The organism is Streptomyces bauhiniae (assembly GCF_004784475.1).
In the GTDB taxonomy this organism is placed as follows: domain Bacteria; phylum Actinomycetota; class Actinomycetes; order Streptomycetales; family Streptomycetaceae; genus Streptomyces; species Streptomyces seoulensis.
Map to the genome: position 1 here is coordinate 558,471 of NZ_SRRT01000003.1, position 13,151 is coordinate 571,621.

Below are 13,151 nucleotides of genomic sequence, written 5' to 3' on the forward strand. Positions count from 1 at the left end.
GATGTCCGTCCCCCATTTGTCCGGATGACGATAGTCCGAAGGGGGTGCGGTTTCCGCTCCGGAGCGCGATATGGATCACATTTTTGCTGCGGATCATGCTCGGCGAACAGGGCAGACGTACCAGCGTAGACGCGGTTTCTTTGCAGAACGCAACGTTCCGCGCACAGGACGTAAGGGGCTGAAACTCTCCTATCGTCGTATTTCTGCCTGACGCACGTCATCGCCGTCGTCCGTCCGGCGTTGCCCGTGTCCCCGTCGAAAGGCAGGCGAGTTCCGTTTTGGCCGCCACCGCTGTCAGTCCCCGTCCGAAGTCTCTTCGGACCCCGAAGGCCCAGGCAGAGCCCACGGTCACCGACCCCGCGCTCGTCAAGCGCGCCGTCAAGGCGGCTGCACTCGGCAACGCCATGGAGTGGTTCGACTTCGGCGTCTACAGCTACATCGCCGTGACGCTGGGCAAAGTCTTCTTCCCTTCCGGGAACGCGACTGCACAGCTCCTCTCGACGTTCGGCGCCTTTGCCGCGGCCTTCCTCGTCCGTCCCCTCGGCGGTATGGTCTTCGGCCCGCTGGGCGACCGGGTGGGGCGCCAGAAGGTCCTTGCCGTCACGATGATCATGATGGCGGCGGGCACGTTCGCCATCGGCCTGATTCCTTCGTACGCCTCCATCGGTGTCGGCGCCCCGCTGCTGCTGCTGGCGGCCCGGCTGGTGCAGGGCTTCTCCACCGGCGGTGAGTATGCCGGTGCCTCGACCTTCATCGCCGAGTACGCGCCCGACAAGAAGCGCGGCTTCCTCGGGAGCTGGCTGGAGTTCGGCACGCTCGCCGGTTACATCGGCGGCGCCGGTCTGGTCACGCTGATGACGGCCCTGCTCTCCAGCGACGACCTGCTCTCCTGGGGCTGGCGCATCCCGTTCCTGATCGCCGGTCCGATGGGCATCATCGGTCTGTACCTGCGGATGCGCCTGGAGGAGACCCCGGCGTTCGCCGCCGAGGTCGAGAAGGCCGAGAACAACCGGCCGAAGGTGCCGCTGCGCGAGATGGTCGCGGGCCAGTGGCAGTCGCTGCTGCTGTGCATGGGCCTGGTGCTCGTCTTCAACGTCACCGACTACATGCTGCTGTCGTACATGCCGAGCTTCCTCACCAGTGAGCTGAAGTACGACGAGACGCACGGTCTGCTGGTCGTGCTCGGTGTGATGGCGCTGATGATGATCGTCCAGCCGTTCGCGGGCGCCCTGACCGACCGCGTCGGCCGCCGTCCGGTGATCGCCGCGGGCTGTGCGGGCTTCCTGTTCCTGTCGATCCCGGCCCTGCTGCTGATCCGCCAGGGCAGCCTGCTCGCCGTCGCGCTCGGCATGGGCGCGCTGGGTCTGCTGCTGGTCTGCTTCACCGCCGCCATGCCGGCCGCGCTCCCGGCGCTGTTCCCGACCCGCGTCCGCTACGGCTCGCTGTCGATCGGCTTCAACGTCTCGGTGTCCCTGTTCGGCGGTACGACCCCGCTGGTGGTCACCGCGCTGATCGGGGCGACCGGCAACCTGATGATGCCCGCGTACTACATGATGGCGGCCGCCGTCATCGGTGGCTTCGCGGTGTGGCGCATGAGCGAGTCCGCCGGCCGTCCGCTGCCGGGTTCGCCGCCCGCGGTGGAGGCCAAGCAGTAGGGCTTCTTCTCCGGGCGAGGTGGGCGCGGGAACCGTACGTACGGTTCCCGCGCCCACTTCTGTCTGTCCGGGGGCACCATGGACCCTGGCAGAGGCTTTGAGCGGACACTCGGGAAAGGCAGCACACGCATGAGCGAGTCGCAGCGGTGGGACGACGTCGACCTCTACTTCACCAGCCGGCTCGCGCCGGACGACGACGTCCTGCGGGCCGCGCTGCGCGACTCGGAGGCGGCCGGGCTGCCGTCCATCGCGGTGACCCCGACCCAGGGCAAGTTCCTCCAGCTCCTCGCGCAGATCCAGGGCGCGCGTACGGTGCTGGAGATCGGCACCCTCGGCGGGTACAGCACCATCTGGCTGGCGCGCGCCCTCCCCGAGGACGGCCGCGTGGTCACGCTGGAGCACAGCCCGAAACACGCCGACGTGGCCGTCCGCAACATCGCTCGCGCGGGCCTGGACCGGATGGTCGACGTACGGGTCGGCCCGGCCCTGGAGTCCCTCCCCAACCTCGCCGACGAGAACCCGGCCCCCTTCGACCTGGTCTTCATCGACGCCGACAAGGCCAACAACCCGCACTACGTCGAATGGGCCCTCCGCCTCACCCGCACCGGCAGCCTCATCATCCTCGACAACGTCGTCCGCGACGGCCACGTGGCCGACCCCACCAGCACCGACCCCGCCATCACCGGCACCCGCACCGCCATCGACCTCATCGCCGACCACCCCCGCCTGACGGGCACCGCCCTCCAGACGGTGGGCAACAAGGGCTACGACGGCTTCGCACTGGCACGGGTGGTGGGCTGACCTCGGCGCGGGGGCGGGAGCCCGCCAACGCGAGCGGCCCGGCCACCCCGCTGAGCCGGGTACACCGGTCGGCCGACAGAGCGCCGATGCGCCCGGCGGACAGCCTGGCCCCCAGGGCCGACAGCACCGGCCCGCCGTCAGCGCCCTGGGGTCCTGACGGCGGGAACGCCGTCCGCACGACCCGGCCGACCTCGATCCCGGCACTCACGCCGCACGGGCGCCCGGCGGGCAGCCAGCCCCGCAGGAGCCGGGGGCGGGTCGACCGACAGCGCACCGGTGCGCCCGGCGTACGCCTCCAAGGCCACGGGCCCCCGGCCAGGGGAACCACCCCGCTGTGGCATCTCAGCACCGCCCCCGGCGAAAGCCTGGCCCACAAAGCCGACAGCGGCACGGAACGCCGTTCCCACGCGAACCCGCCGACCTCCGGCTGAGGACCCGCTCGGCACAGGCGTCCCCGCAATGCCCCGGAGGGGACACCTCACCTCGCGGAACGGAGGGCCCCCTCATCCCTACGCCGGCGGCAGCCACGCCTCATCGCTGAGCAGGCGGCAGCTACACCTCGCCAAGCCGCCGGCAGCTACACCTCGTGGTAGAACCCCACGTTCACGCTGCGCGGAGCCGTGCGGTCCTGGATGACGACCTCGCCGGAGGCTCCTCGGGGGAGGCGGACGGAGCCGCCGTAGGGGACGGTCTGGGCGTATTCGCCGACCGTGAGGCGGACCTCGGAGGAGGGGTCGGGCTGGGAGCCGTGGAGCCAGGAGAGCTGCCAGCCGCCGTCGGGGCCGCAGAGGAACTCCAGGTGGACGCGGGAGACGAAGAGCCAGTCCTCCGGGGTGACCAGCCGGCACACCGCGCCGTCCCGGCCCACGCGGAGCGCCGCGCCCGGTTCGCTGGGTGCCTCGGCCATGGTCATGCCGGCCGTGGCACCCGCTTCCTCGCTGGAGACGGCGGCCATGGTGAGTTCGAGCACGCGTGTTCCCCCTGAAGCCCCTTGGCGCGGACCCCTGATCGCCGCACCGCCGCCGCATGATAGAACGCCCGGCTCGTCCACGTCCGGCACAATGGGGGGCATGACCGAGCGAAAGCCACCGGGTGTCCCGTTCGAGTCCTGGGTCGACCACCAGATCAACGCCGCCCAGCGCCGGGGCGAGTTCGACGCGCTGCCCGGCACCGGCGAGCCCCTGCCCGCCGGCCTGGACTCCGCGTACGACGAACTCTGGTGGGTCAAACGGAAGATGGCCCGCGAGGGCCTGGCCGTACTGCCCCCGTCGCTCGCCCTGCGCAAGGAGGCCGAGGACGCCCTCGCCGCGGCGTACGCGGCACCCTCGGAGCGTGCCGTCCGGGAGATCATCACGGCCGTCAACGTCAAGATCAAGGACATGATGTTCCGGCCCCCGCCGGGCCCGCCGCTGGGCAAGAAGCCGTACGACGTGGACGAGGTCGTGGCCGAGTGGCGGCGCCTGAGGGCCACCGGCGCCTGAAACCCGCTTGCCCGCGCCCCGCGCCCCGGCTGGGATGGCCCGCATGACGACGTGGACCATCGCCCCGGAGCCGTACGACTCCCCCGTGGCCGCCGCCCTCTGGCGGGCGTACTACACCGAGGTCAGCGACCGCTGGTACCTCCTCCACGAGGGACACCGCACGGACCCGGCCGAGCTGGAGCGGGAGATCGCGGCCCGCACCGGCGCCGAACTCGCCCTGCCGACAGGCGAGTTGCTGGTGGCGCGGTACGGAGGTGAACCGGCCGGCTCGGCGGGCGTACGGCTGCTCGCCCCGGACACCGCGGAACTGACCCGCGTCTTCCTGTACGAGCACACGCGCGGCCGGGGCGGCGCCACCCCCCTGGTCCGCGCCGCCGAGGACGCCGCCCGCGCCCTGGGCGCCCGCCGGATGATCCTGGACACCCGCACCGACCTGGTCGAGGCCCGCACCCTGTACGCCCGGCTCGGCTACACCGAGACGGAACGGCACAACGAGGACCCGTACGCCGAGCACTGGTTCACCAAGGACCTCAGCCCGGCTTCCGCACCTGCGGCCGCTCCCGCTCGGAACCGCACAGCTCGGCGGTGAGTTCCTTCACCAACTGCACCAGATCCGTGGGCCGTCCGGGCTCCCACCAGTCCCCCAGCAGCTCGGAAAGCGAGTCCTCGCGGGCCTCGGCCAGCCGCCCGGCGACCTCCGCGCCGGCAGGGGTGAGCGACAGCTCCAGCCCGTCGCGCGCGGCGAGCCGCCGCTCCTCGACCTGCCGGGCGGCGGCCAGCACCGTACTGAGCGGCACGGGAGCGCGCTCGGCGAGGACGTACGGCTCCACGGACCCGTACTTGCGCATCCGCAGCAGCATCCAGCTCGCGGCGGGCAGCAGGTCGTACCCGGCGCGGGCGGTGATCTCCTCGTAGATCTCCCGCCGCCCCTCGCGGGTGCCGAGCGTGGACAGCGCGCGGCACACCTCCTCGTAGGAGGAGCGGTGGACGGGGTTGGGCGGGATGGTCTCGGAGGCGTCCGGCGCGGTGACCGAGCCGCGCAGCCGGTCCTCCTTGAGGAACCAGGCCAGCACGAAGCCGAGGAACGCGACGGGGGCGGCGTAGAGGAAGACGTCGGTGATGGACGAGGAGAAGGCGTGCAGCGCGGCCGGCCGCAGCGGGGGCGGCAGCGCGCCGATGCCGCGCGGGTCGGCCTCCAGCGCGTCGGGCGAGACGCCGGGCGGCAGCCGGACGCCCCGGAAGGCTTCCGCGAGCTTGTCGCCGAGGCGGCCCGAGAAGACGGTGCCGAAGATGGCCACGCCGAAGGAGGCGCCGATGGAGCGGAAGAAGGTGGCGCCGGAGGTGGCGACGCCGAGGTCCTCGTAGGAGACCGCGTTCTGCACGATGAGGATGAGCACCTGGAGGACGAGGCCGAGTCCCAGGCCGAAGACGAAGAAGTACAGGCTCATCTCCAGCGTGGAGCTGTGTTCGTCGAGCTGGTGCAACAGGAGCAGGCCGAGCGCGGTGACGGCGGTGCCCGCGACCGGGAACACCTTCCAGCGCCCGGTGCGGCTGACGATCTGCCCGGAGACGGTCGAGGTCAGCAGCAGTCCGACCACCATCGGCAGCATGTGCACGCCGGACATGGTGGGCGAGATGCCGTGCACGATCTGGAGGAAGGTCGGCAGGTAGGTCATCGCGCCGAACATCGCGAAGCCGACAATGAAGCTGATCACGGCAGCGAGGGTGAAGGTGCGGATGCCGAACAGCTTCAGCGGCAGCACCGGCTCGGCGGCCCGCCGCTCCACCGCGACGAACGCGACCGCGAGCAGTACGCCCAGCACGGCGAGCCCGATGATCTGCCCCGACGCCCACGGCCAGGTCGTCCCGCCGAGCGAGGCGACCAGCACCAGGCAGGTGGCGACGGAGGCGATCAGCAGGGTGCCGAGGTAGTCGATGGTGTGCCGGGAGGTGCGGCGCGGGATGTGCAGCGCGGTGGCGATGACGACGAGCGCGACGATGCCGATGGGCAGGTTGACGTAGAACACCCAGCGCCAGCTCAGTTGCTCGGTGAACAGCCCGCCGAGCAGCGGCCCGAGCACGCTGGTGGCACCGAACACGGCCCCGAACAGCCCCTGGTACCGGCCGCGTTCACGGGGCGGGACGATGTCGCCGACGATCGCCATCGACAGCACCATCAGCCCGCCACCGCCGAGCCCCTGCAACGCCCGGAACCCGATGAGCTGCGGCATGTTCTGCGCCATCCCGCACAGCGCGGACCCGATCAGAAAGATCACAATGGCGAGCTGGAACAGCCGCTTCCGCCCGTACTGGTCCCCCAGCTTCCCCCACAGCGGGGTCGCCGCGGTCGACGCCAGCAGATACGCCGTGACGACCCAGGACAGATGCTCAAGACCACCCAGATCACTGACAATGGTCGGCAACGCCGTAGACACGATCGTCTGATCCAACGCGGCCAGCAACAGCCCGAGCAACAGGGCCCCGATGGACACGAGCACACTCTTGTCGACCCGCTCCCCCCGGCGCACCCCTTCGGCAGCACCATGCGTATCCAGGGCCATGAAGACCTCCCGAGGCTCGTCTGCCCGGCTTCCATGGTCGGGGGTGGGGGCGGTTACGGCCTGTTGGGGGCGGTGACGGAGGAGGCCCCCGGGGCTGCGGAACCGTGGGTCAGGCGGGGCAGGCGGGCGGGCGTGGGGTACGGCCGTATGGGGGACGGGCAGGTGCTGGAGCCGGCCGGTGCCTCAGGGGTTCCTGATCGAGGCCAGGATGTCGGACGCGCCTTGGGCAAGGAGGTCGGTCGCGACGCAGGTGCCGAGTTTTTCGGGGCTGTCGGCCGGGGCCTGGCCGGTGGCTGTGAGCTGGTGGGTGCCGTTCAGGGAGGTCACGGTGGCGGAGAGGTGGAGGAGGCCGTCGGGGGCGATGCGGGCCCGGGCGCCTACCGGGACGGAGCAGCCGCCGTGGAGTTCGGCGAGGAGGGCGCGTTCGGCGCGTACGCAGGCGTCGACCTGCGGGTCGCCGGTCGGCGCGAGGAGTTCGGCGGCCGGGGAGGCGGCGCGGACCTGGATGCCGAGGGCGCCCTGGCCCGGGGAGGGGGGAAAGACGGCGGGGTCGAGCACCTCGTGAACCTCCGGCAGCAGGCCGAGGCGGTTCAGGCCCGCTGCGGCGAGGACTACGGCGTCGAGGCCGCCCCTGGTCGTACGGGCGAGCCTGCCGGGGACGTTGCCCCGGATCGGCACCACGTCGAGGTCAGGGCGCAGGGCGAGGAGCTGAGCGACGCGCCTCGGGGCGCCGGTCCCGACCTTGGCACCCTTCCGCAGACCCTTGAGTGTCGATCCGCACAGCACGTCGCGTACGTCCTCGCGCGGGCCGGGAGTCGTCAGCAGGAGCGTGTCCTCGTGCACGGAGGTGGGGAGGTCCTTGAGCGAGTGGACGATCACGTCGACCCGCCCGGTCACGAGGGCCGCCTCCTGGTTGGTGGAGAAGGCGCTCCCGCCGGCCGTCCTGGCGACCTCGGCGAGGGTCGGGGTCACGCGGTCCTGGTCACCGCCTTCGAGGATGACCTCGCGCTTGAACGTCACACCGGGAAAGCGTACGGCGATCGGCGCGAGCCACTCCGCGACCTGGGTCCGGGCCAGCCTGCTGGCTCGGGAACCGATGCGCACGACGTCGGCCATTCGGGTCAACTCCTCGCCCTGACAGGCTGGTTGGCGACCCATCGTACGTCCGTGGGGACCATGCGTTTTCCGACAGAACGTCACCAAAGGCGGCCCCTCGGGCTCAGCTCACGGTGAGCTGGATACGCCCGTCGGGCAGCGCCTCGACCCGTACCTCGGTCAGGTCCCGCACCGTCACATCCGGCCCGTGCTGCGCGGCGCGCGGGCCGACGCCCACCACGCGCATGCCGGCCGCGCGGCCCGCCGCGATGCCCGCGCCGGAGTCCTCGAAGACCACGCAGTCCGCGGGGTCGATGCCGAGTTCCGCGGCGCCCTTGAGGAAGCCCTCGGGGTCGGGCTTGCTGGCGCCGACGGACTCGGCGGTGACGCGGATCGCGGGGAGAGGGAGGCCGGCGGCGGCCATCCGGGCGGTGGAGAGGGCGACGTCCGCGGAGGTGACCAGCGCGTGCGGGGCGCCGGTGAGGGCGGCGAGGAACGCGGTCGCGCCGGGGACCTCGATCACGCCGTCCATGTCGGCGGTCTCCTCGGCGAGCATGCGGGCGTTGTCCGCGAGGTTCTCCTCGACCGGGCGCTCCGGCAGCAGCAGCGCCATGGAGGCGTGACCCTGCCTGCCGTGTACGACGCTCATCACCTCGTCGCCGTCGAGCCCCTGGGCGGCGGCCCAGCGCCGCCAGATGCGCTCGACCACGGCGTCGGAGTTGACGAGCGTGCCGTCCATGTCGAGCAGGAGGGCGCGGGCGGTGAGAACGGTGGCCATCGGCAGCTCCAAAGACGCGAGGGCCCCGATCGAGGGGCCCTATGGGGACAGGGCGTCCGGCGGGGTTCCCTGTCGGGGACAAGGCGGCCCCGCCCGCCGGTCAGGGGAAACGGGCGGGAGCCACTTTGTTCCTCCACGGTACAAAACGCGGACCACATCCCGCCACCACGCCTCCGGGCGAGGGCCTCGGGCGGAGGCGCGGAGCCGGGGCGGGGGCCGGGTCGGCGGAGCCGGGGCGGGGTCCGGTCGGCAGAGCCGGGCACGAGGCCGGGGTGGCAGAGCCGAGCGCGGACGCGTGGCCGGGGGCGGGGGCGGGGGCGGCAGCGCCGAGCGCGGACGCGTGGCCGGGTGACCGCCGGACACTCCCAGCCACCCGCACGCCCACTGGTCCGGCGCGGGCCCTATCCCCCGTCCCACCGCAGCCCGCGCTCACCCGCACTCGACCCGCCAGGCAGGCCCCAGCCGGCGGCACAGCTCGAACCCGGGGCCCGCCCCAACCGCCCCCTCGACCAGCACCCCGCGCTCCCCCGCCGGCCAGGCGCGCGCTAGCCCGCGATCGCCTCGTACAGACTCCACACGCCCAGCCCGATCATCAGCAGCGCCGCGATCTGGGTGATCAAGCGGAGCGGCACCCGCTTCATCAGGGCCTTGCCGCCGACGATGCCGAGGCCGGCGACCGCCCAGAGGCCGAGGACCGCGCCGAGGCCGACGGAGAGGGGGTCGTCGTAGCGGGCGGCGAGGTTGGCGGTCATGATCTGGGTGAGGTCACCGAACTCGGCGACCAGGATGAGCATGAAGCCCGTACCCGCGACCCTCCAGAAGGACTGGTTCGCGGGCTTCTTGATCTCCTCCTCGCCCTCGTCCTTCTTCAGCAGCAGCACGGCCGCGCCGCCGAGGAAGAGGACACCGGTGAGGGCGTGCACGATCTGCTGCGGCAGCAGGGTCAGCACGCTGCCCGCCGCGACGGCGAGTACGACATGCACCAGGAAGGCCGCGGCGACACCGGCGAAGACGTACGACGCGCGGTAACGGGCGCCGAGGACGAGACCGGCGAGCGCGGTCTTGTCCGGCAGTTCGGCGAGGAAGATGACGCCGAAGACGAGCGCCGTCACGGTAATGCTGATCAAGGTTCCTCAATCGGTCGGGGCCGCCCCGCCGAGGGTGCGCGTTCCACGCGTGAGACACCTCGGCACGGCAGCACACTGGGCACCCGCGCCTGGGGGCACGGGCGTGCACTGCTTGCCGAAGGTCTCGCTGGCGGGTCCCACGGGATTCCGCCTCCGGGCGCCGGCTCAGGCTCGCTGAGCAGTATGTCGACGGTCCGGCGAAGAGCTACTCCCCTTCTGCACCGTCCATCGTACGGGACGTGAAAGTTCCGTCCTGAACCTTGTCGTGTCATGAACGCGTCACTAGCTTCTTACCGGGCGCTCACCCCACCGCAACGCCACCTGGCGAGCATTCCCCTGCCCGCGCCTCAACACTCCTACCCCACAAGGGAGTTCACATGTTCCGCATGTCCCGTTCGTCCCGGTTCTACGCGCGTCGACGCCTCGGTGTCGTCGCCGCGGCCACCGGTCTGCTCGCCTCCGCCGCCCTGCTCAACTCGCCGGCCGCCTCGGCCGCCCTGCCCACCCCGGTCAGCGGCGCCACCGCCCGGAGCTACCTCTCCCAGCTCACCGTGGCCACCGAGAACCGCACCGGCTACAACCGGGACCTGTTCCCGACCTGGATCACCATCAGCGGCACCTGCAACACCCGCGAGTACATACTCAAGCGGGACGGTACGAACGTCACGACCGACTCCGCCTGCGTGGCGACCGGCGGGAGCTGGTACTCCCCGTACGACGGCGCCACCTGGGGCGCGGCCTCCGACGTGGACATCGACCACCTCGTGCCGCTGGCCGAGGCGTGGGACTCCGGCGCGAGCAAGTGGACGACGGCGCAGCGGCAGGGCTTCGCCAACGACGTCACCCGGCCGCAGCTCCTCGCGGTCACGGACAACGTCAACCAGTCCAAGGGCGACCAGGACCCGGCGACCTGGATGCCGAGCCTCACGTCGTACCGGTGCACGTACGTCCGGGCGTGGGTGCAGGTGAAGTACTACTACAACCTCTCGGTGGACTCGGCGGAGAAGAGCGCGCTGACGAACTACCTGTCGGGCTGCTGAGGCGACCCGCCAGCTCTACGGCTCGTCCTGGCCTCCCGGCCGGGGCGGGCCGTCGTCATTTTCCGATCATGGCCGAATGTTGAACTTGCAAGTATGAGTGAGGCATACCTAACCTGGGCCCTCCCCTAACGAGGAGACCTCCCCCCATGTCCGCACGTCTCAACTCCGCCCAGCCGTACGCGCTCGGGCTCTTCCGCATCGTCATCGGCCTGCTGTTCGCCGTGCACGGCGCCGCCTCGCTCTTCGGCGTCCTCGGCGGCGCGGCGGGCACCCACGGCGGCACGATCGCCGCCGGCAGTTGGCCCGGCTGGTACGCGGCCGTCATCCAGCTCGTCGCCGGCGCCCTGGTCCTCCTGGGGCTCGGCACGCGTGGCGCCGCCCTGATCGCCTCCGGCTCCATGGCCTTCGCCTACTTCGACGTCCACCAGTCGGCGGCCCTCTGGCCCATCCAGAACGGCGGCGAGTTGTCCGCCCTCTTCTGCTGGACCTTCTTCCTGCTGATCTTCACGGGCTCGGGGGCGTTCGGACTGGACCGGGTGGTGGCGTCGCGGCGGGTGGCTTCGGCGGAGGGCGAGCGAGCGCGGGAGCCGATAGCGGCCTGACGTCCGGCGCCCCGCCTACTCCGTCACCCAGCCGAAGGGCACCGTGAAGCAGGCGACGCGGGTGGTGCCGTCTCCCGGCCTGTCCTGGATCACCACGGAGGCGGCCTCACCGCGCCGGAGTCCCCACGTGTGCCGGTCGGTCGCGGCGCCAGTGCCCTGCGCGTCGGTGGTGAAGTCGAGGCGGACCTCGTTGTCGTCGGCGGTGCCGGGCTGGTTCCGGTAACGGGGGCCGGCGTCGGCGGGGAGGGTGCCGCAGGGGTGCTGGTGGACGGAGGCCCCGAAGGAGTGATGGGGGCGTGCGCCGGTGATGCGCAGGTCGATCCTGGTAGCACCACCCGTACCGGTGTGCTGGCGTACCCGGATGGAGGCGGCGGCCGGGACATAGGACTGGTCGTACGTCACCGCTGCGGACGGGATGAAGGCGGCGGGCGGGGCGAACCGGCCCTCGGCGTCGACGGTGTAGCCGCTGGCGGTGCCGCCCAGCAGCAGCGCCGCCGTCACCGCGCTCAGGGTTGCCGGCATGGAGCACACCTTCTTTCCCGTGTTCGTGTGAGTCCCCCACACGTTGGTACGGGACATGCGCTCCGGCCGCCCTGTGGGCGCGGCGCACGGGTGAAGGGCGGCATACGGGTATGACGGCTCGGCTCTTACGGCTCGGCCATCGTGAACATGTTGTGATGATCACTTGATCCCCCCATGAACCTCCTGCCACCGGTCAGGCGTACGCTGTATGGCTGTAATCGGGGGAACGACGGGGAGTAATCGTGCTGGAGAGCGTGGGGTCGCTGGCGGCCGGTCCATGGATCTATGCCGTGGTGGCCGTCTCGGTCCTGCTCGACGTCTTTCTGCCGGTGCTGCCGAGCGGCGTCCTGGTCGTCGCGGCGGCCACCGCGGCGGCGGCCGGTACGGGTGCTGCGGCGGGGCAGGTCCCGCATGACGTGCCGGACATCCTGGTACTGATCCTGCTGGCGACGACGGCCTCGGTACTGGGCGATCTGGTCGCGTACCGGCTGGCCTGGCGCGGCGGTGAGCGGCTGGACCGCGCCATCGCCCGCTCCCGGCGGCTGACCAACGCGCAGGAACGTCTCGGCGAGGCGCTCTCACGCGGCGGCGGCGCCCTGGTCGTCCTCGCCCGCTTCGCCCCCGCCGGCCGCTCCGTCGTCTCCTTCTGCGCAGGCGCCGCCCACCGCCGCGCCCGCGACTTCATCCCCTGGTCCGCCCTCGCCGGCCTCTCCTGGGCCGCCTACAGCACAGCCCTCGGCTACTACGGCACCCGCTGGCTCGGCACGGCCTGGCTGGCCACGGCAGTCTCGATCGCGGCCCTCACGGGGGCGGGCGCCGCGGCGGCGTACCTGATGCGGCGACGGCCGGCGGAGTCCTGAGTCGGCGCCGCCCAGGGCGGGGGCAGAGGTCGGCACAGACGTACACGGGGGCGGCGGCGCCCGTACCGGTATCCACGTTGATCTCCAGTGGCTCGCCCTTGATGAGCTTGCCGCAGCGCGCACAGATCATCCGCAGTCACCCACCCGTTCCATACGACGCACGCGCTTTTGCAAGCGGTCGAGGCCACGCCCGATCTCGCACTCGGTGAAGCGAGCCGTGTCGGTGCACAGAGAACAGGCGGGCACGTGAGCGAAGAGCGCCTTGCAGGCGTGATCGGCGAGGCAGGGACCGCATGCCTGGGGAAACCAGTGCTGCCCACCCTCCATGACCCGCTCGCCGAGATCGATGGCGACGGCCAAGGTCAGCGATCCGCCGCCCCATACGCACGCGCGTCCGGTGACCCGTTCCTCGGGGAGGGTGCCGGGGTCCGGGAGCGCCAGGTGCGGCAGCAGTTCGGCGGGGATGTCTGCGGGCGGCCGCCCCGTTGGCGTGGCACCAGCAGTGGCGCGTCGGTACATCTCGGCTCCGTTCAGTCGGCAGTCAGGTCTCGTGATGGTGATGCGTATCGCCAGGACGTAGGAACCTCCGCCATATCCCACTTCAGGACGTCCTAGGTGAGGTAGAACGT

Annotated in this window: 14 protein-coding genes; 7 read left to right on the plus strand and 7 right to left on the minus strand. The window is 71.5% G+C overall.

Going from position 1 to position 13,151, the window contains the following annotated elements:
• The first annotated feature begins 278 nt into the window (after positions 1-278).
• Positions 279-1,655 (plus strand): glycine betaine/L-proline transporter ProP, encoded by a 1,377-nt coding sequence (gene proP / locus E5083_RS12615; protein ID WP_135785732.1) that lies wholly within the window; start codon positions 279-281, stop codon positions 1,653-1,655.
• Positions 1,656-1,784: 129 nt separating this feature from the next.
• Complete coding sequence (locus tag E5083_RS12620) at positions 1,785-2,456, plus strand: O-methyltransferase (protein WP_135785733.1); 672 nt, start codon at positions 1,785-1,787, stop codon at positions 2,454-2,456.
• 577 nt (positions 2,457-3,033) lie between these two features.
• Here the strand turns inward: E5083_RS12620 and E5083_RS12625 are convergent.
• The gene (locus E5083_RS12625) at positions 3,034-3,426 is read right to left on the minus strand and encodes a hypothetical protein (RefSeq protein WP_030808015.1); all 393 of its coding nucleotides are present in this window, start codon (positions 3,424-3,426) and stop codon (positions 3,034-3,036) included.
• 100 nt (positions 3,427-3,526) lie between these two features.
• On the opposite strand from E5083_RS12625, the gene E5083_RS12630 reads away from it, so the two are divergent.
• Both E5083_RS12630 and E5083_RS12635 read left to right on the plus strand, forming a co-directional pair.
• Positions 3,527-3,937: a DnaJ family domain-containing protein gene (locus E5083_RS12630; protein ID WP_135785734.1), complete on the plus strand. Its 411-nt coding sequence runs from the start codon at positions 3,527-3,529 to the stop codon at positions 3,935-3,937.
• 43 nt (positions 3,938-3,980) lie between these two features.
• Positions 3,981-4,526, plus strand: coding sequence for a GNAT family N-acetyltransferase (locus tag E5083_RS12635; protein WP_425276718.1), 546 nt, complete (start codon positions 3,981-3,983; stop codon positions 4,524-4,526).
• On the opposite strand, the gene E5083_RS12640 is transcribed toward E5083_RS12635, so the two are convergent.
• From E5083_RS12640 to E5083_RS12655, 4 genes are all read right to left on the minus strand, one after another.
• Positions 4,468-6,498 carry an MDR family MFS transporter gene (locus E5083_RS12640; protein ID WP_135785735.1) on the minus strand — a complete coding sequence of 677 codons (2,031 nt, stop codon included), beginning with the start codon at positions 6,496-6,498 and terminating at the stop codon, positions 4,468-4,470. The genes E5083_RS12635 and E5083_RS12640 overlap by 59 nt on opposite strands.
• Before the next feature lie 183 nt (positions 6,499-6,681).
• The gene (gene hemC, locus E5083_RS12645; RefSeq protein WP_135785736.1) at positions 6,682-7,614 is read right to left on the minus strand and encodes a hydroxymethylbilane synthase; all 933 of its coding nucleotides are present in this window, start codon (positions 7,612-7,614) and stop codon (positions 6,682-6,684) included.
• Between the two features lie 103 nt (positions 7,615-7,717).
• A complete protein-coding gene (locus E5083_RS12650) occupies positions 7,718-8,371 on the minus strand; it encodes an HAD-IA family hydrolase (protein WP_135785737.1) in 654 nt (217 codons plus the stop codon).
• Between the two features lie 545 nt (positions 8,372-8,916).
• Positions 8,917-9,498 carry a TMEM165/GDT1 family protein gene (locus tag E5083_RS12655; protein ID WP_135785738.1) on the minus strand — a complete coding sequence of 194 codons (582 nt, stop codon included), beginning with the start codon at positions 9,496-9,498 and terminating at the stop codon, positions 8,917-8,919.
• A gap of 386 nt (positions 9,499-9,884) precedes the next feature.
• Here E5083_RS12655 and E5083_RS12660 point away from each other — a divergent pair, with 386 nt between their 5' ends.
• Both E5083_RS12660 and E5083_RS12665 read left to right on the plus strand, forming a co-directional pair.
• Positions 9,885-10,538, plus strand: a complete 654-nt coding sequence (locus E5083_RS12660) for an HNH endonuclease family protein (RefSeq protein ID WP_135785993.1) — start codon at positions 9,885-9,887, stop codon at positions 10,536-10,538.
• 146 nt (positions 10,539-10,684) lie between these two features.
• Complete coding sequence (locus tag E5083_RS12665) at positions 10,685-11,140, plus strand: DoxX family protein (protein WP_135785739.1); 456 nt, start codon at positions 10,685-10,687, stop codon at positions 11,138-11,140.
• A gap of 15 nt (positions 11,141-11,155) precedes the next feature.
• On the opposite strand, the gene E5083_RS12670 is transcribed toward E5083_RS12665, so the two are convergent.
• A complete protein-coding gene (locus tag E5083_RS12670) occupies positions 11,156-11,662 on the minus strand; it encodes a superoxide dismutase family protein (RefSeq protein WP_135785740.1) in 507 nt (168 codons plus the stop codon).
• Positions 11,663-11,904: 242 nt separating this feature from the next.
• Here E5083_RS12670 and E5083_RS12675 point away from each other — a divergent pair, with 242 nt between their 5' ends.
• Positions 11,905-12,522, plus strand: a complete 618-nt coding sequence (locus tag E5083_RS12675; protein ID WP_135785741.1) for a DedA family protein — start codon at positions 11,905-11,907, stop codon at positions 12,520-12,522.
• Positions 12,523-12,648: 126 nt separating this feature from the next.
• Here E5083_RS12675 and E5083_RS12680 read toward each other — a convergent pair whose 3' ends face one another.
• On the minus strand, positions 12,649-13,041 hold the full coding sequence (locus E5083_RS12680) for a hypothetical protein (protein WP_135785742.1): 393 nt from the start codon (positions 13,039-13,041) through the stop codon (positions 12,649-12,651).
• Positions 13,042-13,151: the final 110 nt, after the last annotated feature.

Coding starts and splice junctions, on each gene's coding strand:
- E5083_RS12620 (WP_135785733.1), top strand. CDS start 1,785: ATGAGCGAGTCGCAGCGGTGGGACGACGTCGACCTCTACTTCACCAGC.
- E5083_RS12630 (WP_135785734.1), top strand. CDS start 3,527: ATGACCGAGCGAAAGCCACCGGGTGTCCCGTTCGAGTCCTGGGTCGAC.
- E5083_RS12635 (WP_425276718.1), top strand. CDS start 3,981: ATGACGACGTGGACCATCGCCCCGGAGCCGTACGACTCCCCCGTGGCC.
- E5083_RS12640 (WP_135785735.1), bottom strand. CDS start 6,498: ATGGCCCTGGATACGCATGGTGCTGCCGAAGGGGTGCGCCGGGGGGAG.
- hemC (WP_135785736.1), bottom strand. CDS start 7,614: ATGGCCGACGTCGTGCGCATCGGTTCCCGAGCCAGCAGGCTGGCCCGG.
- E5083_RS12650 (WP_135785737.1), bottom strand. CDS start 8,371: ATGGCCACCGTTCTCACCGCCCGCGCCCTCCTGCTCGACATGGACGGC.
- E5083_RS12660 (WP_135785993.1), top strand. CDS start 9,885: ATGTCCCGTTCGTCCCGGTTCTACGCGCGTCGACGCCTCGGTGTCGTC.
- E5083_RS12665 (WP_135785739.1), top strand. CDS start 10,685: ATGTCCGCACGTCTCAACTCCGCCCAGCCGTACGCGCTCGGGCTCTTC.
- E5083_RS12670 (WP_135785740.1), bottom strand. CDS start 11,662: ATGCCGGCAACCCTGAGCGCGGTGACGGCGGCGCTGCTGCTGGGCGGC.
- E5083_RS12680 (WP_135785742.1), bottom strand. CDS start 13,041: ATGTACCGACGCGCCACTGCTGGTGCCACGCCAACGGGGCGGCCGCCC.